This window comes from Thalassospira sp. MIT121401, from assembly GCF_047125595.1.
In the GTDB taxonomy this organism is placed as follows: Bacteria; Pseudomonadota; Alphaproteobacteria; order Rhodospirillales; family Thalassospiraceae; genus Thalassospira; species Thalassospira povalilytica.
The window spans coordinates 4479794-4506440 of sequence record NZ_CP138926.1; the positions used below are offsets into that span (position 1 = coordinate 4479794).

A 26647-nucleotide genomic window follows, 5' to 3' on the forward strand; every position below is an offset into this window, starting at 1 on the left:
CAAGTGCAGCTAAAGGCGCAAATTAGGCTTGTACTTCACAGTCAAAGGCTTAGTGGACTTAATGAGCAAGTGTGACGAACTCCCGGAACAGAACGTATTACTCGGCAGGCAGTTTGAAGCATCAATAGGCGAGCCTTGGGATTTTGTCTCAAAGGCCGGTCAAAATGTTCTGACAGGCACACTTGTAAGCTTGTCTACCCAACTGAGACCTGATCTACGCCTCCTGCTTGATGTGGCCCCATTTACGTATTCAGGCATCGAAGTTCGGCAGGTGTTTGCGTCCAACCGATACGAACCCGACACGGAGGATTTGCTAGCTGCTCTTGCTGATGGAAAAAGTCTGCATATGAATATGGGATTCCACAAATCTGGGCACATCATCTCGAAGGCGGCTTTCGAGAGCTTAGACTTCATGCGCGTTGGGAGTGACGTATCCTTCTTGGTCGGCGCAATGAAACTTAAACCAAACAGCCTGCTGCGAAGAGCCATAGACACGTTAGGCTTCCGCTCCAAAAAGGCGAACTCCATTCTTCGTCTTAGAGATTGGCTAAGTCGTTCTGACAATGCAGCTTTGCGAAAAGGTCTGACTTTTCGGGCGTGACGCAAACCGGCTTTGAGGATTAGTATGATCATTCAAATTCCAAGGCCCGGAGAGCGCACATGACCCTATCCATCGGCGTGGTTGCCCATGATCGTCGCAAACGCGAAATGGCGGACTGGCTGGAAAAGCACAAGGACGCATTTGCCAACATGCGCATCTTTGCCACTGGCACCACCGGGCGGGTTTTGCAGGAACGGTTTGGAGAACTTGATATCCATCCGCTTAAAAGCGGGCCATTTGGCGGGGATCAGCAACTTGGTTCCATGATTGCACATGGGCAGTTACAGGCCCTGTTCTTTTTCACCGATCCAATGACACCCCATCCACATGATGTCGATGTCCGTGCCCTGATCCGGCTGGCGAACCTGTATGAAGTGCCGATTGCGTGCAACCAAAGCACGGCCGACCTTCTGATCAGCAATCCCCGGTTCGAGGAAATCTGCGAACAATATCGCGATCATTCCCCGGAACAGGTCTTTGCCGATTACAACAATCGAAAAGTCTGATGAATTAATCGCCCCTGCCCGATATACGCCACCCGTCCCGGAGCGCCCCGTCCGCCATGTCACTTGCCTATGAACTGATTGCTGCGATCTTTCCGATTTTTGCCGCCATTCTGGTTGGGGCTGCGCTGAAGCGTTATCTGATTACCGGATCGGATATCTGGGCCGGGATTGATCGGCTGACCTATTACCTGTTGTTGCCATCCCTTCTGATTGTCGAGATTTACCGGGCGGATTTTTCAAGCGGCAATGCAGGCACAGCAGTCGGTGTTACCCTTGCAGCAACCCTTGGGCTGTCGGCCGCCTTGCTGATCCTGCGGCCCCTGATCACGCGCGATACGCCGCTATTTACATCAATCTTTCAGGGGTCGGTTCGATATAACAGCTATGTGCTGCTGGCGGTCGCCGACGCGCTTTACGGGGCCGAGGGCCTGGCACTTGCCATTGTCTTTGTCGCGGTCATGGTGATTGCCACCAACATGCTGGGTGTGGTGGTGTTAAGTGCGTTTAGTGGTGGTAAAAGCAGCCTTACGCGCATCATCAACGGGATTGTCAAAAACCCGATCATTATCGCGGCTGGTGCGGGCGCCATCCTGAATGTGAGTAATATTCACGTTCCGCTACCCATCGAAAATACCGCCGCCCTTTTCAAGACGGCGGCCCTGCCGCTTAGCCTGCTTTCGGTTGGTGCCGGCCTTAAATTTATTCTGAACAAAAAGGCAATCTGGGCCATCACACTGGCCACCACCATCAAGCTTGCCATTCTTCCGCTGATTACGGGCATCTGTCTGCATCTGGCGGGGGTTGATGGCATGGTTTTGGCGATGGGCGTGTTCTATGCCGGAATGCCGTGCGCCGGGAATGCCTATATCCTGGCGCGTCAGCTCAATGGTGATCCCGATGCCATGGCATCGATCATCACGCTTGAGACATTACTCTCCGCCTTCAGCGTCGCTGTCATCGCCGGTATATTGAGCATCAATTGAGCTGGCATGGGCGGCATAATCCCCGTCATAGCCACAGGCAGAAAGCCCCGGACGCATCAGTTCGGGCGGCGGTGCGTCGACCACGACCGGATCACGATCGGCATGAAACGGTACAATGATCTGACGCGATAGCAGCATCAGCGTCGGCGGCGCGCCAAAGATCGGCGGTTCGTCCCCGCGCCCGTAAAACGGATCGCCAACCACCGGATGGCCGATATGGTCAAGATGCACACGCAACTGATGGGTGCGCCCGGTATGGGGCACCAGTTCAAGCCAGGTGATATCGTGACCGTCAGCATCCTTGCCTCGGCCAAGAACCGTGTATTCGGTCTTTGACGGCTGCCCATCGTCATGGACGACCATCTGCCAGCCGCTTTCATCATTGATCTTGCCGATCGGGGCATCAATGAAGCCATGGTCATCTGCCATCGCACCACGCACCACCGCCCAATAGGTCTTGCCGATTTTCTTTTCGGTAAACAGGCGGGTGATTTTCTTGGACGATTTCGGATGACGGCACAGCAACAGACACCCGGCCGTATCGCGATCAAGACGGTGTGCCAGGGTCGGTTCAGGCTGAATACCGAATTTAAGATCCGGCAAATAGGCATCAACATGGAAATAGGTTTTCGGCCCGCCATGCGATGCCAGTCCCGGTGGCTTGTTCAGCACGATGACGCTTGAGTCACGGTGCAATACATGCGCAATAAGATCTTCGGCAATCGGATGGGTCATTGATACGGCCTTTCATACAAGCCCCTGCTTTACCCCATCAGGCGATGCCGGGCAATGATGATGACATTTGATCTAGCGATCCCGTGACAGCGTAACAAGATCAGACAACCGGTCATTCAACCTGTATGCGTGCAACCCGGAACTCTTGATCATGATTGACGTTTCAAAACATGTCAGACCTGTTCTTTGTGCTGTGGCGATATTGGCCGCAATCGGCATTGGGGCCATCCCGAAGATGACCCATGGCAGCCCGATCAAATCCGATGACAGCCCGGTGCCATCAAACGGGCTTGCCACCGATACGGCTTTATCAACCGCCTTTGACCGGCCTGACACATGCAAGGGTTTTGATCCGATCAAACGATACGGTCCGGAACTTAAATTTCAAATCCGCCGCAATGATGCCCCGGTCGGGGTTCATAGTGTGACCTTCAATCGCGGGCGCGACGGGCTTCAGGTCGTGGCCCAAAGCAATATCGATATCAGCATCCTGGGTTTTAATGCCTATCGGTTTGCATATCGATCCGAAAGCATATGGCAAGGTAACCGGTTGATGCGACTGTCGGTAAATGTTGATGATGACGGTGAAAGAACGGATGTCACGGCCACCCGTGAGGCCAATCATCTGGTGGTGAACGGCCCGGGTGGTCGCCAGGTCATCCCGACAGACATCTTTCCGACCGATCACTGGCATTGCGGTGTTCTGGCCCGAAAATCGGTTCTGAACACGATTACCGGCAAACCGAATGAGGTCACCATCACTGCCGGTCAAAGCGAAATGCTGCGCACAATGGACGGATCAATCCGTGCCACCGGCTTTCGTTATAATGGCGAACTCAAGACCGATGCCTGGTACGACCATCTTGGGCGTTGGGTCGGGTTGCAGTTTCGTGCGCGTGACGGATCGACCATCACCTATCGCTGCATGAATTGCCAAACCCGCAATGCCGCAAAGGAACAGGGATGAAAAAGCACTTTCAAACCATCTGGATTGTTGGTGCGTCAGCCGGAATTGGCGCCGCATTGGCCGCCAAATTCGCAAACAACCCGACATCCGAACAGCAGAACATCATCATTTCAGCCCGCAATGGCGACAAATTGCGCGAACTGGCCGATGCATTGCCCGGGGTCATTCCCGTTGCCGTCGATATTACCGATCCGAATGCGGTCAAATCCGCCTTGGCCCGGATCGAGGAGGAATTCGGCCTGCCTGATCTGGCCGTGCTGGCAGCCGGTATCTATTCGCCAATGAAAGTCGCGAATTTTTCGGCAGATACGGTTCGAAGCCATATCGATACCAATTACATGGGCGTGGTCAATTGTCTGGAGCCGCTTTTAACGCGCATGCGCGCGCGTCGGTCCGGGGAAATTGCCGTGGTGTCGTCAGTTGCGGGATATCGCGGATTACCCAATGCGGCGGCCTATGGCCCGACCAAGGCCGCACTAATCAATTTATGCGAGACATTGCACACCGAATTATCGGGCAGTGGCGTTCTGTTGCGGGTAATCAATCCGGGTTTTGTCAAAACGCGTCTGACCGACAAGAACGATTTCGAAATGCCCTATTTGCTGTCACCTGATCAGGCGGCAGACTTCATGTATAAAGACTTGTGCGGCAAGGATGATTTCGAAATCGCGTTTCCGCCGCCCTTTGTCCGGCAACTGAAACTGACGCGTATTTTGCCCTATGGGCTGTTCTTCAAACTGATGCGCAAACTGGTGAAGGCATGAACGAGACTGAAAACAGAAAACGCCATCTGATTGCTGCTTATGGCGCCTATTTTGAAAACCTGTCCCCGGAAACCGTTAACGAGCTTTCCGGGATGGTCACAGACGATTTTACGTTTTCTGATCCCTTTACCACCCGCAAGGGGCCGGATGATGTTTGCGCCTATCTTGGCAAAACATTCACCGATACCGAGAACCCCAATTTTGTTGTCACCCACGAGGCCCTTGATGGTGATATCGGGTTCTTGCGCTGGCAGTTCTCGGCAAAAATTCCGGTGATCGGACATTGGGAATTTTGCGGCATGACCGAACTGACATTCAACCAGGATGGCAGCCTTTTGGCATCCCATGTTGATTACTGGGATTCCGGTCAGCATTTCTATGGAAAATTGCCGATCCTTGGCTGGATCATCAAACGTCTTGCGCGTCGTGTTGCAGGCTAACGCCCGGTTGCTAACCCACACCCCAGCCAAACCCTAGTTCGCTGCAAGACTGTTGTTTCTGTTGAAAAACAGGGTCACTTCGCCAATTTCAAAGCCCCATTTACGAACCCGGGCGCGATTGACCAAAACCCCGTCGGGTTGCAGGAACATCCAGTCATTGAAGCTGACGCGCCAGGCACCGTCACCGACCTTGAGATCCATGTCATAAGACCAGTTCAGCGCATTGCCATACTGGCTTCCGATCGCGGTGCCGATAATGTCGTCAGCCCGTCCTTCATAGGCATGGTCGCCGGTCTTTGTGATCACCCAGACACGACGATCGGTTTCACCATCGTCATACAGAAAATCTTCTTCCAGTGTCAGGGTGCCGTCCTTGACCGTGCCGGTGATATCGACGGTAAATTGACGACGCAAAGTCCCGAACCGGTCTTCGAATATTCCCCATGCCCGGCTGTTGCCTTCGAAATAGTCAAAGACATCGAAGACGGGTTCCTTTTGCGCAAAATCCTGCGGTTTCATCGACCCACATCCGGTTAGTACCAATAAAAAGCTCAGCGCAATCATTTTACGCAGCATAGGCTTGCTCCTGATTCCTGACCCCAAGATCAAACTCTGCGGCGAAGAAGGCGCCGACGAATGGCAACCTGATGCCGACTTCCCAGTGGAAAGCGCCACATCATCCCGATTGCTCCTGCTTTCAATACGACGGGAAACACCGCATAGATCAGAACCAGGACGAGCAAGGCACCGCTTTTTTGCCCGTCCCCCTCGGTCAGGCCATAAGCCCCCAGCACCGGAAGCGCAATTCCGGCCGCCAATGCCATGGCAAGTTTGTTGGTCATGTTCCAAAGGGCGAATAAAAGGGCCGTCCGTCTGACCCCGAACCGGTAACGGTCCCAGTCATCGACATCGGCCTGTATCGCCGGCGGCAATGCCAGATCGGCCCCCAATGCCGCCCCGGTCACAAGGCAAATCACGCCAAAGCCGACAAAATCGCCAGATCCCAGAAACGGCACAAAAGCAAAGGCCGCAATCGCCATGATCATCGCTATACACCAGATGCGATGTTTGCCAAACCGTGCCGACAAACCAACCCAAAGCGGAATGGCAATGATTGCCGCCAGAAAATAGGACAGGATCAGGATATTTTCAGCATCACGATCGAGCTGCAAAAAATACCGCACAAACAGCGGAAAACACACAGCAGGCAGGCCCGCCGCCAGACCGTTGATCATCCATGCAGCAAGCAGTCGCACAAACAGACGGTTGCCCGACAAACTGCGAAGTCCCAGCCGCAAAGTTGTCGTGAACGTCAGATTACCCATCGGGGCCAAGGGTGATGTTGCAACAGTTTGGTGCGCAACAGGATCGGGCACACGCCAGATCAGAAGCACAACAAAAACAGCCCCCAGAACAAGGGTCGTCAGGGCAAGCATCCTGATTTCATCAGACCGGTCGGCAGCATCCAGCAACACGGGAAGCCCACCCGCCAGCACAATGCCGATCAAGCCGGCCCCTTCGCGACAGGCCGTCAAAGAGGTCCGAGTTTTGTAATCGCCCGACAGATCAGCCCCCCATGCAAGATAGGGGACCTGAAACAGGGTCCAGCCCAGAAAGAGGATCGTCGCCCACCAGAACAGATAGGCCACATCGGGATTGTCAGGCGGGGTAAAAAGATTCCACAAACCGATACCGGCAATCACCGCACCGATCGCCACCCAGCTTTTGCGTGACCCGGACCGGTCAGACAACCACCCGATCAACGGATCGGTTGCCATATCAATCACGCGCACCAACAGCAATATGGCCCCGGTGGCCGCAAGCCCCACCCCAAGGTCATCACCATAATAACTTGGCAACAGGACATAGGCCGGGATGGTTGGCACGGCTGCCGCCATCGCCGGAAGCGCATAAAGAAGCGCTGTATTCCGGGAAATATCAGACGCGGGCATTGCCGGGATGTTCGATCACGAACAATCCAACATCGATCGAGCCGCAATCAAACCCGGTTTCGCAATAGGCCAGATAATATTCCCACATGCGTTTGAACCGCTGATCAAAACCCTGTTTGGCGATGTCATCCCAGCGATGCTGAAAACGGCGCTGCCATTCGGCCAGCGTGCGGGCATATGACTTGCCAAAAAACTCACTATGGGCAACGGTCAGGCCTGCCTGATTGACAGCCGCCGAAAGCGCGGTTGGCGACGGCAGCATTCCACCGGGGAAGATATAACGCTGAATAAAGTCGGCACCCTTGCGATAGGTTTCAAATCGCGCATCATCAATGGTGATGATCTGTAAAACCGCACGCCCGCCGGGACGAAGACATTTACGGATCATTTCGAAATAGGTTGGCCAATGTTCTTCGCCGACGGCTTCGAACATTTCGATTGAAACGATCTTGTCGAACTTTCCGTCCTGATGGCGGTAATCGCGCAGCGCTATGTCTGTGCGGTCATTCAGCCCCTGTGTCAGAAGCCTGCGACGTGCATAGGCGTGCTGTTCGGCCGACAAGGTCAGACCGGTTACGTTGCACCGATATTTGCCTGCTGCCAGTTCGGCAAACCCGCCCCAGCCGCATCCGACTTCGAGCACCGTTTCACCGGGCTGCAATTCTGCGAGATCGCAGATGCGCTGATATTTTGCGGTTTGCGCCCCATCAAGTGACATATTCGGGCTGCTGTAATAGCCCGAAGAATATGTCATCCCCGGATCAAGCCACGCAGAATAGAATTCGTTTCCAAGGTCGTAGTGATAGGCAATGTTGCGTCTGGATCCTTCCAGGGTGTTGGCGTTGCGCAAATGCCCAAGACGCGCCACCATCCGTGACAGGAAGCCACCCGCCAGACGGGCACGCACGATGTTTTCATTAAGCATTGCAACGCGCATCAGACGGGTAATGTCCGGACTGCTCCAACTGCCATCCATATAGGCCTCGGCAAAGGCGACATCGCCGCCCGTGGCCAGTTTGCGGATTGCTTGCCAGTCATGGATGTGAATGGCAGCCTGAAGATCCGTTTCCTGATCACCGGTAAAATGCAGATGGTCATTGTCGGGCAGAACGATGGTCAGTCGCCCGAACTGCAAATGCGACAATACCCGTCGCAACATTACCTTAAGCAGGCTGCGATTTCCGGTCATGCTGCCCAGCAAGGGCACAAGACGATCACGCAATGGAACAGACAATTCAGAAGCCGTCGGATTACGGTCAGGCATTGTTCTTATCTCTTTCCTGCTTGGGTCGCTGCGGTCCCGGTTTCCAGAACATAGGTCACCGGTCTTTGTGGTGGTGCCGGTCGTTTATGGAATGTCATCCCCTTGCGCCAAAGATGAAGCGCTTCCCAGTGGATGCCCGCCACGACCTTGAGCGTCATCAAAGGATAGCGAATGAACGCTCCGAACAGTTTACGGTCAGACAGGGCATTTCGATCACCAACAAAAGCCGCATTCAGAAACGCCCCGCGGGCATCGGTTTCGCGGATCGCCACCGCAACATTTTCACCCGGAATGCGAATACGGAAATGGTAATCGGCCACCATATCGATAAAGGGTGAAACATAGAAACCCTTGGCACAGGATTGGCGCAAGACACCCTTGTCATCAATCGCGTCTGGTCCGACCGGGATCAGATAGCTGTGGCGATCACCAAAAGTGTTGGAAACTTCGTACAGCATCGCACCAAGCCCGCCATCCGCCCGATAACAAAAATAAACCGATAGCGGATTGAAAACAAAACCCAGCAGCCGCGGATAGCAAAGAAGTTCAATCCGTGACGCGCAATCAGCCAAATCATGTTCTGCCAGAATGGCTTCGAGACGGGTGCGCAAATTCTGCCCCGCCCCGTCTGCGTGATCACGGTCATGGAAGGAAAACAGATTGAAACCATTGCGGCTGAACAAACGCAATCTGGCGGCAAGATCATCGATCTCGTCAAGGTCGAGCAGGAACGAAAACACCGAATAGCGCAGCTTGTGCCGTTTCGGCCGCAACCGGTTATGGGTGACGACACCTTCATACAGGGCGGATGCCCAAGGGGCTGGCTTCGATGTTGAGGTCATGACACCTCGCTTGATTGCGGGACGATGGTTCCGGTCACGTGGATGCGGCCATTTTCATCGTCAACGATCCAGGGACGGCGCACATTGCCAAGGGCTTCTGCCACCGCAAGGCCGGACTGCAATCCGTCCTCATGGAAACCGTAACCGAAATAGCTTCCGCAATACCAAAGATTATCGACACCCTGGATCGACCAAAGGTCTTTTTGCGCCGCCATTGCGCCCGCATCAAACAGCGGATGATCATACAGGAATGAACGGATAACACTGCCCGATGCGGGATGACGGGGCGGGTTAAGGGTCACAAATAGCGGTTTGGCAGGATCCAGATGCTGCAACCGGTTCATCCAGTACGTAACACAAACCTTTTTCTCGCCGTCCTGTTCTTCGGCCAGATAGTTCCAGCTTGACCAGACCTTTTGGTTTTTGGGCATCAGGGCCGGGTCACTATGCAGTATCGCAAGATTGCGTTCGTATTTGAACGCCGAGAGAAGCGTTTTGACCTTGGGAGCCGGATCATCCTGGAGTGCCAAAGCCTGATCACCATGACAAGCCAGAACCACGTGATCATAGATTTCCCGGTTGCCGTAACGGTCTTCGACAAACGCACCACCGGCCGGGTTTCGACCGACCTTTGCGATTGCACGATCCAGAACCACACCGCCCGAAATGCCTTGGGTCATGCGTTTCACATACTGGCGCGATCCGCCAAGCACCGTCCGCCATTGCGGCCGGTCTTTAAGCTGAAGCAATCCATGGTTCTGACAGAACCGCACGAAGGCCGCCAAGGGATATGCCATCATGGTATCGACCGGTGTCGACCAGATCGCAGCCCCCATCGGCAACAAGTGATCATTGATGAATGCCGATGAATATCGGTTTTCGCGAAGATAATCGCCAAGACTGATTTTTTCAGCACTGCCATCTGCAAGAGCACCGGGTGCTTCGCGGTAGAAGCGCAGAATATCGCGCACAATTTTCCAGAACCGCGGGCGAAGCAGATTGCGTTTTTGCGCAAACAGTGCCCCAAGATCGCCACCACCATATTCCAACCCGCCCCGATCCATCGATGCGGCAAAGGACATGTCGGTTGGCGCAGTCTCAACACCAAGATGATCAAACAGCGCACAGAGATTTGGATAACAGCGCGTATTGTAAACGATAAAGCCCGTATCGACCGGGGTGCTGTCGGCATCCACCGTATTGGAATGACCACCGGGCCGATCATCCTTTTCATACAGGGTCACGTTGTGGGATTGGCTGAGCAACCAGGCTGACGACAGGCCGGAAATGCCAGAACCGACAACCGCAATATTGAGTTTTCCCGAAGTGACAACGTTCATATCGAACCGGCCTGCTTGCAGTTATGTTTTCAAAACTACATATCAATACGCATGGCAATAACATGCGGATCACTTAGCAGTTTATATGTGATGTCATTGTAAGTACCTGTCAGAAAACGTACAATTTCATCTGATCCAAAAGAACACGGCCGCCGTATTAAAGTCATGATGAACATGATCTTGGCGCGGCCCCAAAGGGGACCTGAAACCACAATGACCGGCACCAAGTCCAAACGCCCCGGCCCGGCAGACCCGGTTGAGGCGAAAAAATGTGCCGATTGGATCGTTTCCGTCGCGACAACCCGCGATCGGGAAGCGTTTGCGCAACTGTTCGCGCATTTTGCCCCGCGCGTTAAGGCCTATATGTTCCGGTTTGGCGGAAATGCCGAAACCGCCGAGGAACTGGCCCAGGAAGCGATGATGCAGGTTTGGCGCAAGGCGCATCTGTTTGATCCGTCCAAGGCCGCGGCCAGTACATGGATCTTTACCGTGGCCAGGAACCTGCGCATTGACCGGTTCCGCCAGCGCAAACATATCGAGGTGGATGATTCCGACCCGACGCTTATTGTTGACGAAGATCCGCTGGCCGATGAAGTGGTCGGCCGCGATCAGGAAGCGGTTCTTGTCAAAGCTGCGATGGAAGAATTGCCCGCCGATCAGAAGGTAGTTGTCGAATTGTCGTTTTTTGAAGATTGCTCACACAGCGAAATCGCAGAGCGTCTGAATATCCCGCTTGGGACAGTTAAGTCCCGGTTGCGCCTTGCCCTGGGTAAGCTGCGCGGCGGACTGGAAGGTGTCGCATGAATATCAAGCATCATCCAACTGACCAGACATTGATGGATTATGCCAGCGGGTCGCTGTCACAGGCGATGGAACTGCTGGTGGCAACCCACATGACCCTGTGTCCGCATTGCCGCAACAAGGTAAGCGGGTTCGAAACCATGGGCGGTGCCGTGCTTGAAAATACCGACAGCATGTCAATGAGTGATCATTCACTTGATCACGTGATGGCCATGCTTGAGCGCGAAGCAACCAACGAAAATATTGTGACCGAAAAGCTGCCCACCATGCGCCGGATTGCGGTTGGTGAAAGCATTACCGGCAGCACCATGGCGTCGCTTCCGCGTCCGTTGGCGGAACTTCTGCCCGAGGATGTCACATCCCTTGACGACATCCCGTGGAAGTCGCTGGCGCCGGGTGTGAAACAGTTCCAGCTTAAATCGATCGAAAGCAAGGGTACGGTCCGTTTGCTTAAAATCGCGCCGGGTATTTCGATCCCGGATCACGGACATCATGGTCATGAAATGACCTTGTTGATCAAGGGATCCTATATCGATGAAATCGGCCGGTTCCGGGCCGGCGATGTTGCCGATCTGGATGATGATGTCGATCATCAGCCGATTGCCGATACGGCAGAAGAATGCATCTGCCTGATCGCAACCGATGCCCCGATGAAGTTCAACCGCCTTTTGCCGAAATTGTTGCAGCCATTTTTCGGTATCTGATTTCCGATGCGTCCCAACGCGCCAAGCCCCGCAGGATGAAACTGCGGGGCTTTTTTTTTCGGTTGGTATGGGATTATTGCGCAGCAACCAGCCAGTTGATTCTGTGCTGTGCCGGTCCGGGGAATTTGCAGGTTTTGGCAAGCCAGTCGCCGATGTCGGCAAGCTGCTGATCAAATTGCCAGGGCGGATTGATGACAAGCAAGCCGGTGCCGCGCATCCGTCCCTTTGCCCCGCCCTGATCAGTGGCAAGTTCGGCGCAAAGAACCCCGCCCGATGCCTTGATCGCACCAAATGATGTGCGCAAATCACCGTCAAATCCGTCCTCAAGGATCGGATACCACAGCATGAAGGTGCCATTTGGCCATTTCTCCCATGCATGCTGCACGGCGTTTGCGGCCTTTTGATAATCCTGTTTCACATCATAGCTCGGATCCATCAGGACCAGTCCGCGACGGATCGCAGGCGGCATCATGGCTACAAGGCCTTCATAGCCGTCACGTTTATGCAGATGGATGCGGCCATCGCGTTTGACACGATGATGCAGGGTTTCATGTTCGCGCGGATGAAGTTCCATCAGAATCAGTTCATCTTCTTCGCGCAGCATTTCGCGCACAATGAATGGCGATCCCGGATAAAACGGCCCACGATAGGCATCTTCTTCGCGCACACCATAATCGCGGCCCTTTGCCACCGGATCAAAACGCGCCACATGATCAAGGAACGCTGCCAGCATTTCCGGCGGATTTGGTCCGGCCTTTGCCCGCGCATAGCCGTCCTTCCATTCGCCGGTCTTGGCCGCCTGATCACTGCCAAGATCATACCAACCCGATCCGGCATGGGTATCGATCACACAGAACGGTTTTTTCTTTTTGCGCAAATGACACAGGACAAGCCACAAGGCCGCGTGTTTGTGCATGTCGGCAAAATTCCCGGCATGAAATCCGTGCAGATAGCTCAGCATGTCCCTTTATCCTTTCCCGGGGCGCGTATTGCCGCGCCCACCGCCGCCCGGACGTGATTTTGCCCCGCCCCGTGCAGATGCCCGGTTGCCGGATTTGGCGTTGTCTTTACGTGATCCTTTATGGCGGCCAGACCCTGACTGGTTTGACGTCCCGTTTTCGTCACTCTGCGATGCGCTATGCGATGCCTGATGGCGCTGGCGGGCGGACTTATAGCCACCCTTGCGGCGCGACGGGCGGGCCGGGCTTACTTCGCGCGCGTCGGCATCTGACGCGGCGTCAAGCTCGGTCCGCTTTGGTGGCTTTGCCGATCCGGGCGACAAACGGCGATGGGTTGCCGGTGGGGCATCAACATCAATGATTTTCCATTCGCCCGGGGCAAGACCATCCAGCGCCCAGTCACCGATCGCGTGACGGATCAGGCGCAATGTCGGAAAGCCGACAGCGGCCGTCATGCGGCGAACCTGCCGATTGCGGCCTTCGGTGATGGTCAGTTCGATCCAGCTGGTCGGGATTTCCTTGCGATAACGCACCGGGGGATCGCGTTCCCACAGATTGGCGGGTTCATCGATACGGCGGACCTTGGCAGGCAGGGTCATGCCGTCTTTAAGCTCGACCCCATTGCGCAAATCGTCAAGCGCCTGATCGGTTGGTTCGCCATCGACCTGCACCAGATATGTTTTGGGCTTTTTGTATTTCGGATGGGCGATCTGTGCATTTAGCGGCCCGTGATCGGTCAGCAACAGCAATCCTTCGCTGTCGCGATCAAGGCGACCGGCGGCATAGACCCCCGGCAGATCGATATAGTCAGCAAGCGTCGCCCGGCCATTTTCACGGTCGGTAAACTGGGTCAAAACGCCATACGGCTTGTTAAACAGGATCAATTGCGCCATGGCGCGCATAAAACCAGCTTTGTCGGGTCTGTCAATATGTCCCGGTGATGATCATCGCATAACGGCAATGAACGTACTTAATCCTCGATCAGATATTCCATGGTGGTGACAACACGCACGGTTTTGTTGATCTGGCTGGCTTCGTTCATATTGGGGGCACCATCACCGGCCAATATCTGAAACAGGCCTTGGGTTGCACGGCGGATACCACCAAGCTGCCCACCGGAATCCGTGGCAAATTGCATGGCAGCTTCGCGCGCATTCGCCGTTGCCGCCGCAATCATGTCGGGCTTGATGGCATTCAGACCGGTGAACAGATAGCTCGGCCCGGGATTATAGCCCTGCCCGCCCAGAACAATGCCGCCCTGAAGCAACTTTCCGATATCCTGTGATGCGGCCACCACCGCATCAACATCATCTGTGCGGACCTGAATGGTCTGATTGACAATGAACCGGCTTTCAACCGGGCCGGACCGATATGCCTGCGCCAGTTGATCGGTTACCTGCAGGTTTTGCAATTCTGTCTGATCGCGCGTGATGCCGTGGCTGGCCAGAAAATCCAGAAGGGTTTTGGTATCGGCATCAATTTTGGCCTGGGCATTTTGCAACACATCATCGGTTGCAACATAGGTCATTGGCCAGACGGCCTTGTCTGCCTTGACATCACGTTCTGCCAGCCCTTTGACCGTTACAAAACGATCCAGTGATCGCATGTTTTCGATCCCTTGGCCAACCATCCATCCGGATACCGCGATTCCGCCCGCGACCACAATTGCCGCGAAAACTTTTGCAAAGCCTGAAGATTGCGTCATGTGCCCGTCCTTTTCCCTTGCACGCCAAACGTGAAATTCGCCATCGGATAGCCTATTCTTTATATCATGATATCGCCGTTGAAAGCGGCAATTACGAGGCACCGTTTCGTGAAATCAATGTGCCCGTAAAATTGTGCAAACAGGATTTTGAATGCATTCAAAACTGGTCGCTTTCTGGCCGACATCATGTTAAAAGCGCGCCAACACATTCAGGGTCGGCAAAACCGGCCCACGCCATTCACACGTCACAAGAGGTCATCCATGCTGCGTTCTGAAATCAATGCCTGCATTGAGCACGCCAAAGAGCTGTACGCATCCATCGCATTCAAATTGCCGGAATGGGCCCATTACAGCCCGTCCCAGTGGGACGCCGAACCCGATCTTGCGAAATGGTGCCGTGACCATCAGATGGGCTGGGATGTGACAGATTATGGCGAAGGCAATTTTGACAAGCGCGGCCTGATCCTGTTTTGCCTGCGCAATGGCATCTTGCGTCAGCCGGGCGAAGTTCCCTATGCCGAAAAGATCATGATCGTCGGTGAAAATCAGGAATGCCCGTGGCACTACCACAAGGTCAAAATGGAAGACATCATTGTGCGGGGTGGCGGCAATCTTGTGATCGAACTTTGCAATCTGACCGAAGACGGCCAGATGGATAAGGTCAATGACGTTCGCGTGCGCACGGATGGCAAGCTCAATATCCTGCCCGCAGGTGGCAAGGTTGTGCTTGAACCGGGTCAAAGTGTCACCCTGCCAAGAACGCTTGTGCATCGTTTCTATGGCGAAGAGGGCAAGGGCCCGGTGATTGTTGGCGAAGTATCCCAGGTCAATGACGACCTGACTGACAACTATTTCTTTGATTGCGATGCACGCTTTACCGAAATCGAAGAAGACGTCACGCCCATTCATCCGCTGTGGAATGAACTGCCAAATACGTGATCAAACACCAAACGTTCTGAATACAGAAAAGCCCCGCCGGTAATCCCTGCGGGGCTTTTTATTTGCATATCGGTGCGTACCGGTTGGTCCCGGTCGGCAGAGATGGGTTAGATCATTCCGCCGGCTTGTGATCGTTGGGGTCACCAAGAATATCTGCAAATTCCGGCAGATCACGCAGCGGTTCAAATTCTTCTTCGGTCCACGCGGGCTGACGCATTGATTCGGAAAGTTCGACCGCGCGCTGCAAATCAGCAAGGGCGGCTTCGCGGAAGCCAAGGCCGGCATTGGCGCAGGCACGCTGGTAATAGCCATTGGCACTTTCGGGTTCCTCGGCCAGCAACCGGTTGCACAGGCTTAGTGCCCAGTCACGATCACCGAGCTGCAAGGCCGCATCCGCCTTGTAGGCCATAACTTCCGGATCACCCGGGGCAAGCTCAAGAATCTTGTCATAGGTTTCGATTTTCGAACGCGGATTTGACAGCTGATTGGCCTGCAACCACAGGGCATGGATGGTCTGTGTACGTTCGATTTCGTGCTGATGTTCGTTAATCAGCTTGGATTTCAGGCGCAACTCATCCTCAAGCGAGGACAACCGGGCTTCGAATTCTTCGGAAAGGCGGCGCAGTTCCGTATCCGCCAGATTGCGGACACTGGATTTCAGTTCACGCAAAGACTGCCAGCCCAGCATGGTCAAAAGCGCACCCACCGCAGCCACGAAATAGAAGAAATACGTAACCGTATTGGAGGAATAGGAAATGGCCTTGTCGATGGCTTCGAGCTGACGGTTGACCACTTCGCGCAGCAGTTCGGCGCGCATGCCCTGCATTTCGGTCCTAAGGTTTTTCAATTCATCAAGAACATAACGTTCCATCAGGGGCGGCATGTTTGACCGTTCGGACGGATCAAGTGCTCGGAAATCGATGCCATCAGCAGGAAGGGGACTTTCCGAAGAAGCCGTGCTTTTTGTGTCATCGGTCTGGGCATGGACCGGTTGGGATATTGCGCCAACAGAAAGAAGACCCAGCATCAAAGCCAGAATTAAGAAAGCACATTTTTTTGTCATTGATCCCGCGTCCTGTTTTCCTGCCCGTTCGGTGATGAGACCATAGGTATCAGGAATGAACAAACACTAAAACCGGCAAGCATCCATCCATAAGAAATCACTGATCCACATCAACACAGCAGATCCAAAAACAGCTTAACCTGCCGGTTAGGAAACAGTTCAGGATTATCCCCCAGGTTGGCCATGCATACTTACGGTCTACGTCACGAACATGCCGAAGAACATTCCAAGCTTGCGCTGGACTTGATGGCGCAGCTTGGTGTGATTCCCCATCCTGACAATTTTCTGATTTTCTATTCCTATCTGGCCGGAACCAACCCGGACATGAACCAGACGATTGATATCCTGCGCAGCAACCACCGCGCATTTGACGAATTGCAGTGCAAGGCAATTCATGACCGTTTTTTCAGTACCGAACGCGAACGCAAGATCACCGAACAGATCACGACCGAGCTGCGCCGACAGCTTAACAATGCGCTTAACAACGTCAAAAAGATCGGGGTCGATACCACCAAATACGCCGAGGCGCTTGACCATTTCTGCGACTATATTTCCAGCAAGGATTTCAGCAATCTTGAACAATCCCTGCATACGCTTGTTGGCGCAACGCGGCAGATGGAAGATGTTAGTCATGTCTTTGGCCAAAGCCTTGATAGCAGTTCGACCGAGATTTCACGCCTGCGTCAGGATCTGGCCAAGATGCGCCACGAAGCCATGACAGACGGGCTGACAGGCATTGCCAACCGCAAGGCATTTGACGAGAAACTTCGTGAAGAAGCCATGACCGCAATGGAAAGCGGCAAACCGGTCAGCTTGCTGATCCTGGATATCGATCATTTCAAAAGCTTCAATGACAATCACGGCCATCAGGTCGGTGATCAGGTTCTGCGTCTGATGGCAGAAGCATTGGAGCGAAATGTCAAAGGACAGGATTTCGCCGCACGATATGGCGGTGAAGAATTTGCTATCATTTTGCCGCAAACAACACTGGGTTGCGCCAAACAGGCCGCCAACATGCTGCGCCACAATGTGGAAACCCACAATATTGTCAGCAAATCAAACCAGAAAAAGGTCGGGCGCATCACGGTGTCGATCGGCGTTGCAACATTCCGTTTCGGGGAGCCGTTGGCACGGTTGATCGAACGTGCAGATGATGCGCTTTATCTTGCGAAATCGCGGGGCCGCAATCAGGTGGCAAGCGAACGCGATGTCGAACGCGACGCACAACATCGCAAAGACCAAATCATATCCCCGGCAAAGGGTTCCAAATCAGCCGACGGCAAGCCCGCAAAGCAGCGTTGCGCCTGACAGCGCTGACAACCGGCCGATTTCCACGTATAAGGCAGGCCAACTTATCGAAAATAAACTGGTCTGATTTACGTGAAAAAAATCGATGTTCTGATCATTGGTGCCGGTGCAGCCGGCCTGATGTGTGCAATTGAAGCCGGCAAGCGCGGTCGATCCGTGGTGGTTGCCGATCATTCGGCAAAGCCCGCCGAAAAGATCCGCATTTCCGGCGGCGGTCGATGCAATTTCACCAATATCCATACCAGCCCGGAGAATTTTATCTCCGAAAACAAGCGTTTCTGCGTGTCGGCCCTGAAACGCTATACGCAGCACGACTTCCTTGATCTCGTGAACAGCTACAACATTGCTTGGCATGAAAAGACGCTGGGACAATTATTCTGCGATGAATCATCGTTCCAGATCATTGATATGCTTCTGGACGAATGCGATGCGGCAAATGTCGAAATTCGCCTGAATACCGAAATTTCAAACATCATCCGCCGGGAGAATGGCGGATTTGATGTGACGACGCGCACCGGTGCGCAATGGACCTGTCAGTCGCTTGTCGTTGCCTGTGGCGGATTGTCGATCCCGAAAATCGGCGCCACCGGGTTCGGATATCAGATCGCCCGTCAGTTTGGCATCAATGTCATTCCGACCCGTGCGGCCCTTGTGCCCTTTGTATTCGATCCGGAACTGCGCACAAAAACCGGTGAACTTTCGGGCATTTCGGTTGATGCCGTTGTCGGCTGCAACAAAAAGCAGTTCCGCGAAGGTTTGCTGTTTACCCATCGCGGACTTTCCGGACCATCAATTTTGCAGATTTCGTCTTATTGGAATGAAGGCGACAGTATCACAGTCAACCTCAACCCTGAAGAAGATGCGTTTGAGATCCTGAAAGCCGCCAAGGCCGAAAACCCGAAGCAGGCGGTGCATAATGTTCTGTCGCGCATCCTGCCAAACCGGCTGGCGCAAATGATTACGGCCAATCACGGTCTTGAACGCCCCATCGGGGAAACCGGGGACAAGGCGCTTCGCAAACTGGCAATGGATGTCAATCAATGGTCGGTGATGCCAAGCGGCACCGAAGGATACCGCACAGCCGAAGTCACGATCGGCGGGGTGGACACCAACGCCTTGTCATCAAAAACCATGGAAGCCCGTGACGTGCCCGGACTTTATTTCATCGGCGAGGTCGTCGATGTCACCGGGCATCTTGGCGGCTTTAATTTCCAGTGGGCCTGGTCATCAGGCTGGTCCGCCGGACAGGTCGTCTGACCCTTATTTTAACGCGTAATTAGCAAACAACTTTCCCCTGTCGGGAACAACACCGCATTTCAACCGTTTATCAGACAAGCGCGGCAAAAATCGCCGCAGCAATAAACACGAGGTTGGAACATGCTTGAGTATGGTGGAATTATTGGCCTGTTGGTCCTGATTGCCGACGTGTGGGCCATCATCAACGTTATGGGCAGCGGTGCAAGCACCGGCTCGAAAGTTATCTGGACGGTTCTTATTCTGGTTCTGCCGGTACTGGGACTGATTATCTGGCTGTTTGCCGGTCCGCGTAGCGGCCGCGTCTCAGCATAACATCAGATCGCACCTTCGCGGTTCGCAGATCAAAACACAAAAGGCCGACAGATATCTGTCGGCCTTTTGTCATTTCAGATGTGGTGTCAGATGCCCGCAGCAAAAATCGCCACGGCCCCGGCACAAACCAGCGCCACCCGCGTCACGACGGCGCGCGGCGATATCAGACCGAACGAAATTGCCGTCAGGCCAACCGCAACCTTAAGCCCCGCGGCAATCGCCCAGACCGGATCATTGCCAAGGTCAATCAGCGATGCATTGGCGATCATGGCAAGCGGCACGATATACAGCCCGACACCAAGCGCCATCGCGGTTCCGGCAACCTTGAGCCAGTTTTCTTCGACCATACCCGCCGCAATAAACACTGCACCGCAGACCGGGGGTGTGATGGTCGACAGCAAGGCAAACCAGAACACGAACAGATGTGCCTGCAACGGATCAAGACCAAGTTCGATCAAAGCCGGGCCCGCCACGGATACGCAAATGACATAAGCCGCCGTGGTCGGGACTTCCATACCAAGGATCAGACAGGCCAGTGCCGTCAGCAACAAGGCAGGCCATAACATCCCGCCGGACCCGGATAGCAGGAGCGACGTAATTTTCACCCCAAGCCCAGTCAACCCGAGAACCCCGATCACAATCGAGGCACAAAGAATGATCGACCCGATCATTGCCACCTGACGCCCGGCATTCAGACAAACGTCGGTAAAGCGATCCTTTGCCCGAACCAGATCAAAAGTCAGTGTGCCGTCAAAAAACAGCAAGGCCGCCCCGGCAAGCAGGGCAAGGCATGCGGCATATTGCGGCGTGTAGCCACCCCCGAACATTCCCCACAGCAAAATGGTAAAGGGCACCAGGAAAAAGCATGATGTGATAATCACAGCCCGCATTGTCGGGCGATCTTTTTCCGGCACACCGGGAAGATCGAAACGCTGGGCAAAGGCATTGATCCCCACCCAGACCGCAAGGAAATAAAGAATGGCCGGCAAGATCGCCGCAACCATGATTTCGACATAGGGACGCCCGGTCAGTTCCACCATCACAAACGCACCCGCCCCCATCAAAGGCGGCATGATCTGACCACCTGATGAGGCCACCGCTTCGACCGCGGCCGCCAGCCGTTTGGGATAGCCAAGCCGGGTCATTGCCGGCAATGTAATCGCACCGGTCGATGCCACATTGGCCGATGCCGATCCCGATATCGAACCAAACAGTGCAGACGAAACGACAGATACCTTTGCAGCCCCGCCCTTAAGACGGCCAGCAGCCGCACCGGCAACATTCATGAAGCCCTGTCCGGCTTCGCCAGCATTCAGAACGGCACCAAATATCACAAAGATCGCAACGATACTGACCGACACCCCGGTCAGACTGCCCCAAAGGCCGCCTTCGGCAATGGTCAGGGTCCCCAGCATGCTTTCGACCGGAAGCCCCGCATGCCCAAATTCACCGGGAATATATTCCCCCCACAGCGCATAAAGCAGTGCAATCGACGCCACCAGGGGCAGTGGCCAGCCAATGGCGCGACGCGCCATTTCCAGAACAATCAGCAACAGCGCGGTCGCAATCGCGATTTGCCCGTTGCCCATCAAAAATCCGTACTGATCACCAAGTGCCGAATGATTGGCAACAATCCAGCCACATCCAAACAAACCGACAATGGTCAAAGCGATGCCGGAGATTTTTTGTGCCGGTGTTTTCGCAACAAAAATCAACGCCCATGGCAAGGCAAGCGCCATGTGGATCGGGCGGCTGACAAGGTTGGGAACAAGGCCGGAAAAAATCAGCCACAGGTGAAATGCAATCGAAACTGCACCAAGGATAATCCAGAAGGGACGAGAAATGGCCGACATGTCAGATCAGTACATTTGATAAAGAACGGCCCGGCAAGACTGCCGGGCCTGTGATGCAAGAAAAGATCAGAACTTAACGCTGATCATCACGAACCGGGAAACCTGCCTCGGCGTAGTAACGCAGCGCGCCGGCATGGATTTTACCGGTGATGTTGCCCAACATTTCCGGCGCAACACCGTTCCACCAGGACGAGCTTTCACCCATTTTGGCTTTCTGTTCCCAGAAGGTCTTGGTCAGTTGATAGGCCGTATCATCATCCATCTGGGTGGTCGCAAAGGCGACAACAGACAGTGATGCGGTGGTGATGTCCTTGTCCTGACCGTTATAGGTGCCAGCCGGGATAACCGTCTTGTCACGTTTGGTCAGGGCAAGCTGTTCATCAGACAGCGACAGAACATTCACATCCGTACCCGCAGCCGCTTCGATCACGTTGGGCGCAGGCCAGGAACCTGCAGTGACAAAGCCGTCAATCTGACCGTTTTTAAGGGCGGCAACCGCGTTGGAAAGCTCGGCATCCGCAAGATTGACCTTGCCATCAAGACCGAACAGACCAAGGTACTTTTCGCCTTCCTTGGCCCCGAAGGAGCCCTTGCCCAGCAAAATGGTTTTGCCTTCGAGACCGGCAAAATCGGTCGCGCCGGAATCAGCGCGCATGACGAAATGCATGGTCAGGGACGGGATCGGAAACAGGGCGCGGACGCCTGCAAATTTTTCAGCCGGGCGGTCCTTGAACGGGCCTTTGGCAGCCTGGGCGAGGCTGACCAGACCGGGCGGCGACGTGAAGACATAGTTGCCCGGACGTACCATGGCTTCCATGACGTTCTGAACCGAACCCTGGCTTTCTTCGACCGTGACGATCACATCACCGTTGGTACCGGTTTTCATGGCTTCGGCGAATTGGGCCGCCATCTGGTAATAGGACGATGCGGCTTTTGCCGATTTCAGGGTGACACGGGTTTCGGCCTGTGCGGCAGTCGCCATCGACAGGGCCATGACACCGGCGGCAATGGCGCCAAGAGTACGTTTCATTTTCAAGGTTTCCTCCCCTTGTATGGTGGCCCGCCGGTCGGCTTTGGTTGCCGAACTTGAAGACGAACCGTTTCGCTGGTGGCGAAAACGCGCAAAATCCAGCCCGCTTTCAGGATGGTTTTTGGCAAAAAGAACCAAATTCCCGGTCATAGAAAGCATCTGGGGCGCCAAGGTCAAGCAGCTTGTGGCATTGATTTGCCGTCAATCGAATTCAAGCAGTCCGGATTTCACATGCCAGTTGCGCAAAACCGGCACTATTCGCGGCAGGGCTTCGCCCTTAAAGGAGGCGATGAAATTGCACGGGAACTTCTTGTGCAGACTGGCGTTAGCCCCAAAATGCATGACAATCCTTTTGCTTCAATGGCTTGTTTGGATTGACATGTTTCGTATCCTTGCCGCAGGGTGTCCCTGCCCCACACGAACTCAGACGAGGAAGCCATGCCGCGCTCGCCGGTCGCACTGATTATTGCACTGTCAGCCACTTTGTTTGCCGCATTCGCGCTAAACAGTGGCGCATCGCTGCAATCATCGCTTTTGGCACTGCGTGCATCGGCAGAAGGATTCGCGCCGATCTTCACCGGTATCATTATGGCGTCCTATTATATCGGGTTCGTTGCCGGGATTGTCTGGGGCGCAAGTCTGGTTAACCGGGTCGGGCATATTCGAACCTTTGCCGCCCTGGCATCGACCGGATCCGCGATCACGTTGCTGCATGCCGTTTTTGTCGATCCGATCACCTGGTCGCTGTTTCGTGCGCTGACCGGGCTTTGTGTGTCGGGGCTTTATCTTGTGATTGAAAGCTGGTTGAACGCGCAGGCCGACAACACGTCGCGTGGCGGTACAATTGCCATCTATATGACGGTGTCGCTTGGCGGCCTGGCAATTGGTCAGTTGCTTTTGAATGTATCACCGATCAGCAGTTTCGAGCTGTTTACGGTGGCCTCGGTTCTGTTGTCGCTGTCTCTGGTGCCGCTCGCATTGACGCGCCAGCCGCCCCCCACGGCAGTCAGCGGCGAACGCATGACGTTCCGCCGCCTTTATAATATCTCGCCGCTCGGCTTTGTTGCCGCATCGGGTGCCGGTGTATTGTCCGGGGCCATTTACGGAGTTGGTCCGGTTTTTGCCGCCGACCTTGGTTTGCCGACCCATGATGTCGCCTATTTCATGTTCTTTGTCATTCTGGGCGGCATGATCATGCAGTTTCCGATCGGCAAACTGTCCGATATGGTGCCGCGCCAATATGTGATGATTGTTGTTCTGTTCGGGTTGGCGATCTGTGGGCTGATCCCGCTTGCCGCGCCGGATATGATCCGCAACAACCTGACACTTTGGGGGGGTATTACGGGTGTGTTCATCATGCCGATCTATGGATTGGCTGTGGCCTATGTGAATGACTATCTCGAACCCGAAGACATTGTTCCTGCATCTGGTGGCCTGTTGATCATTTACGGTGCATCCGCCGCCACTGGGCCGCTTCTGGGTGCCAGTGCCATTGGCCATATGGGCCCATGGGCGCTTCCGGTCTGCTTTGCGATTATCGGCATCTGTGTCGCAAGTTTTGCGATCTATCGCGCCGGTTTCGGCCGTCGTATCAGCATCGAGGAACAGGGTCAGTTTGTTGCCGTGCCGCGCACAACGCCAATGGCATTTGAACTGTCCCCGATCACCGATGACCCGGGCCAGGATCAGGAAGATGGCCAAACCGCGGGCAGCAGCCCCCTTGATCCTGATGAAATCGCGGAAATGATGACCCCGGATGGCACCGCACATCCCGATGATTTCGGTCAGGTCGCACTCGACGATCCCCAGTCCGATGACGACACCGAACGGCAATCGGGATCAGGACCGGAAACGGGCCCCGCATCCGGTTCAACATCGCGATAGCTTAAAGGCCATCCGCCGGGATCAGACGGAGATACCGGCGGTATCACTGTGACCGGTCTATTTCCATAATACGGAAAACATCCCGAAATAGTAAAACCGGCTGTGGACCAGCACGGGTTCCAACCCATATGTTGTGGCAAATGAAAGCGTGGGAACGCAAAGAGGACGACGTTCGATAATCGGACGATTTCCCGGCTCCCACGGCGGTTCCAAGTCTGGTGAGAGAAACACATGACCCAACGTATTCAAAAAGGCGGACTTCAGATCGCAACGGTTTTGCATGATCTGGTTGCCAACGAAATCATTCCCGGCACGGGAATCAGTTCTGATCAGTTCTGGGCGTCATTTGAAAAGCTGGTCACCGAACTTGGCCCGCGAAACAAGGAGCTTCTGGCAAAGCGTGACGCGCTTCAGGCAAAGATCGACGAGTGGCACCTTTCGCGCCAGGATCAGGCACGCGACCCGGCCGCCTATAAGGAATTCCTGACCGAAATCGGGTATCTGCTGCCCGAAGGGGATGATTTCTATATCGGCACGACCAATGTTGATCCGGAAATTGCCCGTGTCGCCGGTCCGCAGCTTGTTGTGCCGGTCATGAATGCGCGTTACGCGCTCAATGCTGCCAATGCACGCTGGGGCAGCCTTTATGACGCGCTTTATGGCACCGACGTCATTGATGAAGCCGATGGCAAGGAAAAGACCAAGGGCTTTAACCCGAAACGTGGTGCAGCCGTTGTTTCCTATGCTGCGGACTTCCTTGATCAGGCGGTTCCGCTAGCCAGCGGCAAACATGCCGATGCAGCCAAATATGAAGTCCGTGAAGATGGTTCAGGCTGGTGGACGCTTGTTGTCACGCTTTCCGATGGCAGCGAAAGTGCTCTGGCACAGCCGTCACAGTTCATTGGTTACAATGAAAAGAACGGTGCGCTTTCGGAAATCCTTCTGCGCAACCATGGTCTTCATGTCGAAATCCGGATCGATCCGAGCCACCCGATCGGCAAGGAACATGCCGCAGGCGTTTGTGACGTCATTCTGGAATCGGCCCTGACCACCATTCAGGATTGCGAAGATTCGGTCGCTGCTGTTGATGCCGAAGACAAGACCCTTGTCTATCGCAACTGGCTGGGCCTGATGAAAGGCACGCTTGAGGAAAAATTCGAAAAAGGCGGCAAAACGGTTACCCGTCGCCTGAATGCGGATCGGACCTATCAGGGCTTTGACGGCAACGAGGTTGTCCTTCCGGGGCGCAGCCTGATGCTGGTGCGTAACGTTGGCCATTTGATGACGTCCGATGCGGTTCTTGATGCCAATGGCAATGAAGTGCCCGAAGGTTTCATGGATGCCATGATCACCGGCCTGATTTCCAAGCATGACGTCGAAGGCAAGAACGAGCTTTCGAACTCCCGTCATGGCAGCGTCTATATCGTAAAGCCGAAAATGCACGGCCCCGAAGAAGTCGCACTGACCAACGATCTGTTTGCATTTGTTGAAAACGCGATCGGTGTTCCGGAAAACACCCTTAAGGTTGGCATCATGGACGAGGAACGCCGCACGACGGTGAACCTTAAGGAATGCATCCGTGCAGCCAAAGACCGCGTTGTCTTCATCAATACCGGCTTCCTTGACCGGACCGGTGATGAAATCCATACCAGCATGGAAGCAGGCCCGGTTGTCCGCAAGGAAGCGATGAAAGACCAGTACTGGATCGCGGCCTATGAAAACTGGAACGTTGATGTCGGTCTTGAATGCGGCATGAAGGGCATCGCCCAGATCGGCAAGGGCATGTGGGCAAAACCTGATCGTATGGCCGAAATGATGGTTGCCAAAATCGGCCATCCGAAAGCCGGTGCAAACTGTGCCTGGGTTCCGTCCCCGACGGCTGCGACCCTGCATGTCATGCATTATCATCAGGTCGATGTTCGTGCCGTTCAGGACGAAATCGGCAAGCGCGAACGTGCAAGCCTTGATGACATTCTGGCCATTCCGCGCCTTGGCGACATCAAACCGATGCCAAGCGAAATCCAGGAAGAGCTTGATAACAACGCCCAGGGGATCCTTGGATATGTTGTCCGCTGGATCGATAGTGGTGTGGGTTGTTCCAAGGTGCCTGACATCAATGATGTCGGCCTGATGGAAGACCGTGCAACCCTTCGTATTTCAAGCCAGCATATTGCAAACTGGCTGCATCATGGTCTTTGCACCGAAGAACAGGTCATGGAAACCATGAAGCGCATGGCTGCTGTCGTTGACAAGCAGAATGCCGGTGATCCGACCTATCGCAATATGGCACCGAATTTTGATGACAGTGTCGCCTTTGCTGCGGCCTGTGATCTGGTCTTCAAGGGCCGCGAGCAGCCGAACGGCTATACCGAGCCGGTCCTTCATGCCCGCCGCCGCGAAGCCAAGGCAAAATACGGCGCATAAAACCCGCCAAAAGC

Annotated in this window: 27 protein-coding genes; 15 read left to right on the forward strand and 12 right to left on the reverse strand. The window is 54.5% G+C overall.

Going from position 1 to position 26647, the window contains the following annotated elements:
• Positions 1-61 precede the first annotated feature (61 nt).
• The 3 genes from SIB88_RS20500 to SIB88_RS20510 are packed head-to-tail and all read left to right on the forward strand — an operon-like array spanning position 62 to position 2090.
• Positions 62-601, forward strand: coding sequence for a hypothetical protein (locus SIB88_RS20500; RefSeq protein ID WP_412558953.1), 540 nt, complete (start codon positions 62-64; stop codon positions 599-601).
• A 59-nt stretch (positions 602-660) separates the two neighbouring features.
• Positions 661-1107 carry a methylglyoxal synthase gene (locus tag SIB88_RS20505; protein ID WP_412558954.1) on the forward strand — a complete coding sequence of 149 codons (447 nt, stop codon included), beginning with the start codon at positions 661-663 and terminating at the stop codon, positions 1105-1107.
• A gap of 56 nt (positions 1108-1163) precedes the next feature.
• Positions 1164-2090 carry an AEC family transporter gene (locus tag SIB88_RS20510; protein ID WP_068519924.1) on the forward strand — a complete coding sequence of 309 codons (927 nt, stop codon included), beginning with the start codon at positions 1164-1166 and terminating at the stop codon, positions 2088-2090.
• Here the strand turns inward: SIB88_RS20510 and SIB88_RS20515 are convergent.
• Complete coding sequence (locus SIB88_RS20515; RefSeq protein ID WP_412558955.1) at positions 2037-2825, reverse strand: RluA family pseudouridine synthase; 789 nt, start codon at positions 2823-2825, stop codon at positions 2037-2039. The two genes, SIB88_RS20510 and SIB88_RS20515, sit on opposite strands and share 54 nt — an antisense overlap.
• Positions 2826-2976: 151 nt before the next feature.
• Between SIB88_RS20515 and SIB88_RS20520 the strand changes: the two genes are divergently transcribed.
• The 3 genes from SIB88_RS20520 to SIB88_RS20530 are packed head-to-tail and all read left to right on the forward strand — an operon-like array spanning position 2977 to position 4996.
• Positions 2977-3792: a DUF6134 family protein gene (locus tag SIB88_RS20520; RefSeq protein ID WP_412558956.1), complete on the forward strand. Its 816-nt coding sequence runs from the start codon at positions 2977-2979 to the stop codon at positions 3790-3792.
• Positions 3789-4556 (forward strand): SDR family NAD(P)-dependent oxidoreductase, encoded by a 768-nt coding sequence (locus SIB88_RS20525; protein WP_412558957.1) that lies wholly within the window; start codon positions 3789-3791, stop codon positions 4554-4556. The genes SIB88_RS20520 and SIB88_RS20525 overlap by 4 nt, the downstream gene beginning before the upstream one ends.
• Positions 4553-4996, forward strand: a complete 444-nt coding sequence (locus SIB88_RS20530; protein ID WP_068519928.1) for a nuclear transport factor 2 family protein — start codon at positions 4553-4555, stop codon at positions 4994-4996. Before SIB88_RS20525 ends, SIB88_RS20530 begins: the two co-directional genes overlap by 4 nt.
• A 33-nt stretch (positions 4997-5029) precedes the next feature.
• Here the strand turns inward: SIB88_RS20530 and SIB88_RS20535 are convergent, their stop codons facing one another.
• From SIB88_RS20535 to SIB88_RS20555, 5 genes are read right to left on the reverse strand one after another with little or no spacing between them, the layout of a single operon-like run.
• Positions 5030-5572 (reverse strand): DUF3833 domain-containing protein, encoded by a 543-nt coding sequence (locus tag SIB88_RS20535; protein WP_412558958.1) that lies wholly within the window; start codon positions 5570-5572, stop codon positions 5030-5032.
• A 29-nt stretch (positions 5573-5601) separates the two neighbouring features.
• Positions 5602-6948 carry an MFS transporter gene (locus tag SIB88_RS20540; protein WP_412558959.1) on the reverse strand — a complete coding sequence of 449 codons (1347 nt, stop codon included), beginning with the start codon at positions 6946-6948 and terminating at the stop codon, positions 5602-5604.
• A complete protein-coding gene (locus SIB88_RS20545; RefSeq protein WP_412558960.1) occupies positions 6935-8212 on the reverse strand; it encodes a class I SAM-dependent methyltransferase in 1278 nt (425 codons plus the stop codon). The genes SIB88_RS20540 and SIB88_RS20545 overlap by 14 nt, the downstream gene beginning before the upstream one ends.
• 5 nt (positions 8213-8217) lie before the next feature.
• On the reverse strand, positions 8218-9054 hold the full coding sequence (locus tag SIB88_RS20550) for a DUF1365 domain-containing protein (RefSeq protein ID WP_412558961.1): 837 nt from the start codon (positions 9052-9054) through the stop codon (positions 8218-8220).
• Positions 9051-10394, reverse strand: a complete 1344-nt coding sequence (locus tag SIB88_RS20555) for an NAD(P)/FAD-dependent oxidoreductase (protein WP_412558962.1) — start codon at positions 10392-10394, stop codon at positions 9051-9053. The genes SIB88_RS20550 and SIB88_RS20555 overlap by 4 nt, the downstream gene beginning before the upstream one ends.
• A 213-nt stretch (positions 10395-10607) precedes the next feature.
• Between SIB88_RS20555 and SIB88_RS20560 the strand changes: the two genes are divergently transcribed.
• Together SIB88_RS20560 and SIB88_RS20565 are read left to right on the forward strand one after the other, a co-directional pair.
• Positions 10608-11198 carry a sigma-70 family RNA polymerase sigma factor gene (locus tag SIB88_RS20560; protein ID WP_068519933.1) on the forward strand — a complete coding sequence of 197 codons (591 nt, stop codon included), beginning with the start codon at positions 10608-10610 and terminating at the stop codon, positions 11196-11198.
• Positions 11195-11899: a ChrR family anti-sigma-E factor gene (locus tag SIB88_RS20565; protein WP_206928297.1), complete on the forward strand. Its 705-nt coding sequence runs from the start codon at positions 11195-11197 to the stop codon at positions 11897-11899. Before SIB88_RS20560 ends, SIB88_RS20565 begins: the two co-directional genes overlap by 4 nt.
• Before the next feature lie 73 nt (positions 11900-11972).
• Here the strand turns inward: SIB88_RS20565 and SIB88_RS20570 are convergent, their stop codons facing one another.
• The 3 genes from SIB88_RS20570 to SIB88_RS20580 form a co-directional block, all read right to left on the reverse strand.
• Complete coding sequence (locus tag SIB88_RS20570) at positions 11973-12860, reverse strand: 23S rRNA (adenine(2030)-N(6))-methyltransferase RlmJ (protein WP_412558963.1); 888 nt, start codon at positions 12858-12860, stop codon at positions 11973-11975.
• A gap of 6 nt (positions 12861-12866) precedes the next feature.
• Positions 12867-13751, reverse strand: a complete 885-nt coding sequence (locus SIB88_RS20575; protein ID WP_412558964.1) for an rRNA large subunit pseudouridine synthase E — start codon at positions 13749-13751, stop codon at positions 12867-12869.
• Positions 13752-13828: 77 nt separating this feature from the next.
• Positions 13829-14563: an SIMPL domain-containing protein gene (locus SIB88_RS20580; protein WP_412558965.1), complete on the reverse strand. Its 735-nt coding sequence runs from the start codon at positions 14561-14563 to the stop codon at positions 13829-13831.
• A 261-nt stretch (positions 14564-14824) separates the two neighbouring features.
• Here SIB88_RS20580 and SIB88_RS20585 point away from each other — a divergent pair, with 261 nt between their 5' ends.
• Positions 14825-15502: a D-lyxose/D-mannose family sugar isomerase gene (locus SIB88_RS20585; RefSeq protein WP_114114093.1), complete on the forward strand. Its 678-nt coding sequence runs from the start codon at positions 14825-14827 to the stop codon at positions 15500-15502.
• A gap of 112 nt (positions 15503-15614) precedes the next feature.
• Here SIB88_RS20585 and SIB88_RS20590 read toward each other — a convergent pair whose 3' ends face one another.
• Complete coding sequence (locus SIB88_RS20590) at positions 15615-16565, reverse strand: tetratricopeptide repeat protein (protein ID WP_412558966.1); 951 nt, start codon at positions 16563-16565, stop codon at positions 15615-15617.
• Between the two features lie 183 nt (positions 16566-16748).
• On the opposite strand from SIB88_RS20590, the gene SIB88_RS20595 reads away from it, so the two are divergent.
• The 3 genes from SIB88_RS20595 to SIB88_RS20605 all read left to right on the forward strand — a co-directional run bounded on the left by SIB88_RS20595 (position 16749) and on the right by SIB88_RS20605 (position 19442).
• Positions 16749-17873 carry a GGDEF domain-containing protein gene (locus SIB88_RS20595; RefSeq protein WP_412558967.1) on the forward strand — a complete coding sequence of 375 codons (1125 nt, stop codon included), beginning with the start codon at positions 16749-16751 and terminating at the stop codon, positions 17871-17873.
• Positions 17874-17945: 72 nt separating this feature from the next.
• Positions 17946-19130: an NAD(P)/FAD-dependent oxidoreductase gene (locus SIB88_RS20600; protein WP_412558968.1), complete on the forward strand. Its 1185-nt coding sequence runs from the start codon at positions 17946-17948 to the stop codon at positions 19128-19130.
• A 120-nt stretch (positions 19131-19250) separates the two neighbouring features.
• Positions 19251-19442, forward strand: a complete 192-nt coding sequence (locus tag SIB88_RS20605) for a PLD nuclease N-terminal domain-containing protein (protein WP_068519944.1) — start codon at positions 19251-19253, stop codon at positions 19440-19442.
• A gap of 86 nt (positions 19443-19528) precedes the next feature.
• Here the strand turns inward: SIB88_RS20605 and SIB88_RS20610 are convergent, their stop codons facing one another.
• Complete coding sequence (locus SIB88_RS20610) at positions 19529-21295, reverse strand: TRAP transporter permease (protein ID WP_101247309.1); 1767 nt, start codon at positions 21293-21295, stop codon at positions 19529-19531.
• A gap of 73 nt (positions 21296-21368) precedes the next feature.
• A complete protein-coding gene (locus SIB88_RS20615) occupies positions 21369-22325 on the reverse strand; it encodes a TAXI family TRAP transporter solute-binding subunit (RefSeq protein WP_068520032.1) in 957 nt (318 codons plus the stop codon).
• Between the two features lie 78 nt (positions 22326-22403).
• On the opposite strand from SIB88_RS20615, the gene SIB88_RS20620 reads away from it, so the two are divergent.
• From SIB88_RS20620 to SIB88_RS20630, 3 genes are all read left to right on the forward strand, one after another.
• Positions 22404-22703 carry a hypothetical protein gene (locus SIB88_RS20620; RefSeq protein WP_341650577.1) on the forward strand — a complete coding sequence of 100 codons (300 nt, stop codon included), beginning with the start codon at positions 22404-22406 and terminating at the stop codon, positions 22701-22703.
• Between the two features lie 60 nt (positions 22704-22763).
• Positions 22764-24209 carry an MFS transporter gene (locus SIB88_RS20625; protein ID WP_412558969.1) on the forward strand — a complete coding sequence of 482 codons (1446 nt, stop codon included), beginning with the start codon at positions 22764-22766 and terminating at the stop codon, positions 24207-24209.
• Between the two features lie 231 nt (positions 24210-24440).
• Positions 24441-26633, forward strand: a complete 2193-nt coding sequence (locus SIB88_RS20630; RefSeq protein WP_289078550.1) for a malate synthase G — start codon at positions 24441-24443, stop codon at positions 26631-26633.
• The last annotated feature ends 14 nt before the right edge of the window (positions 26634-26647 follow it).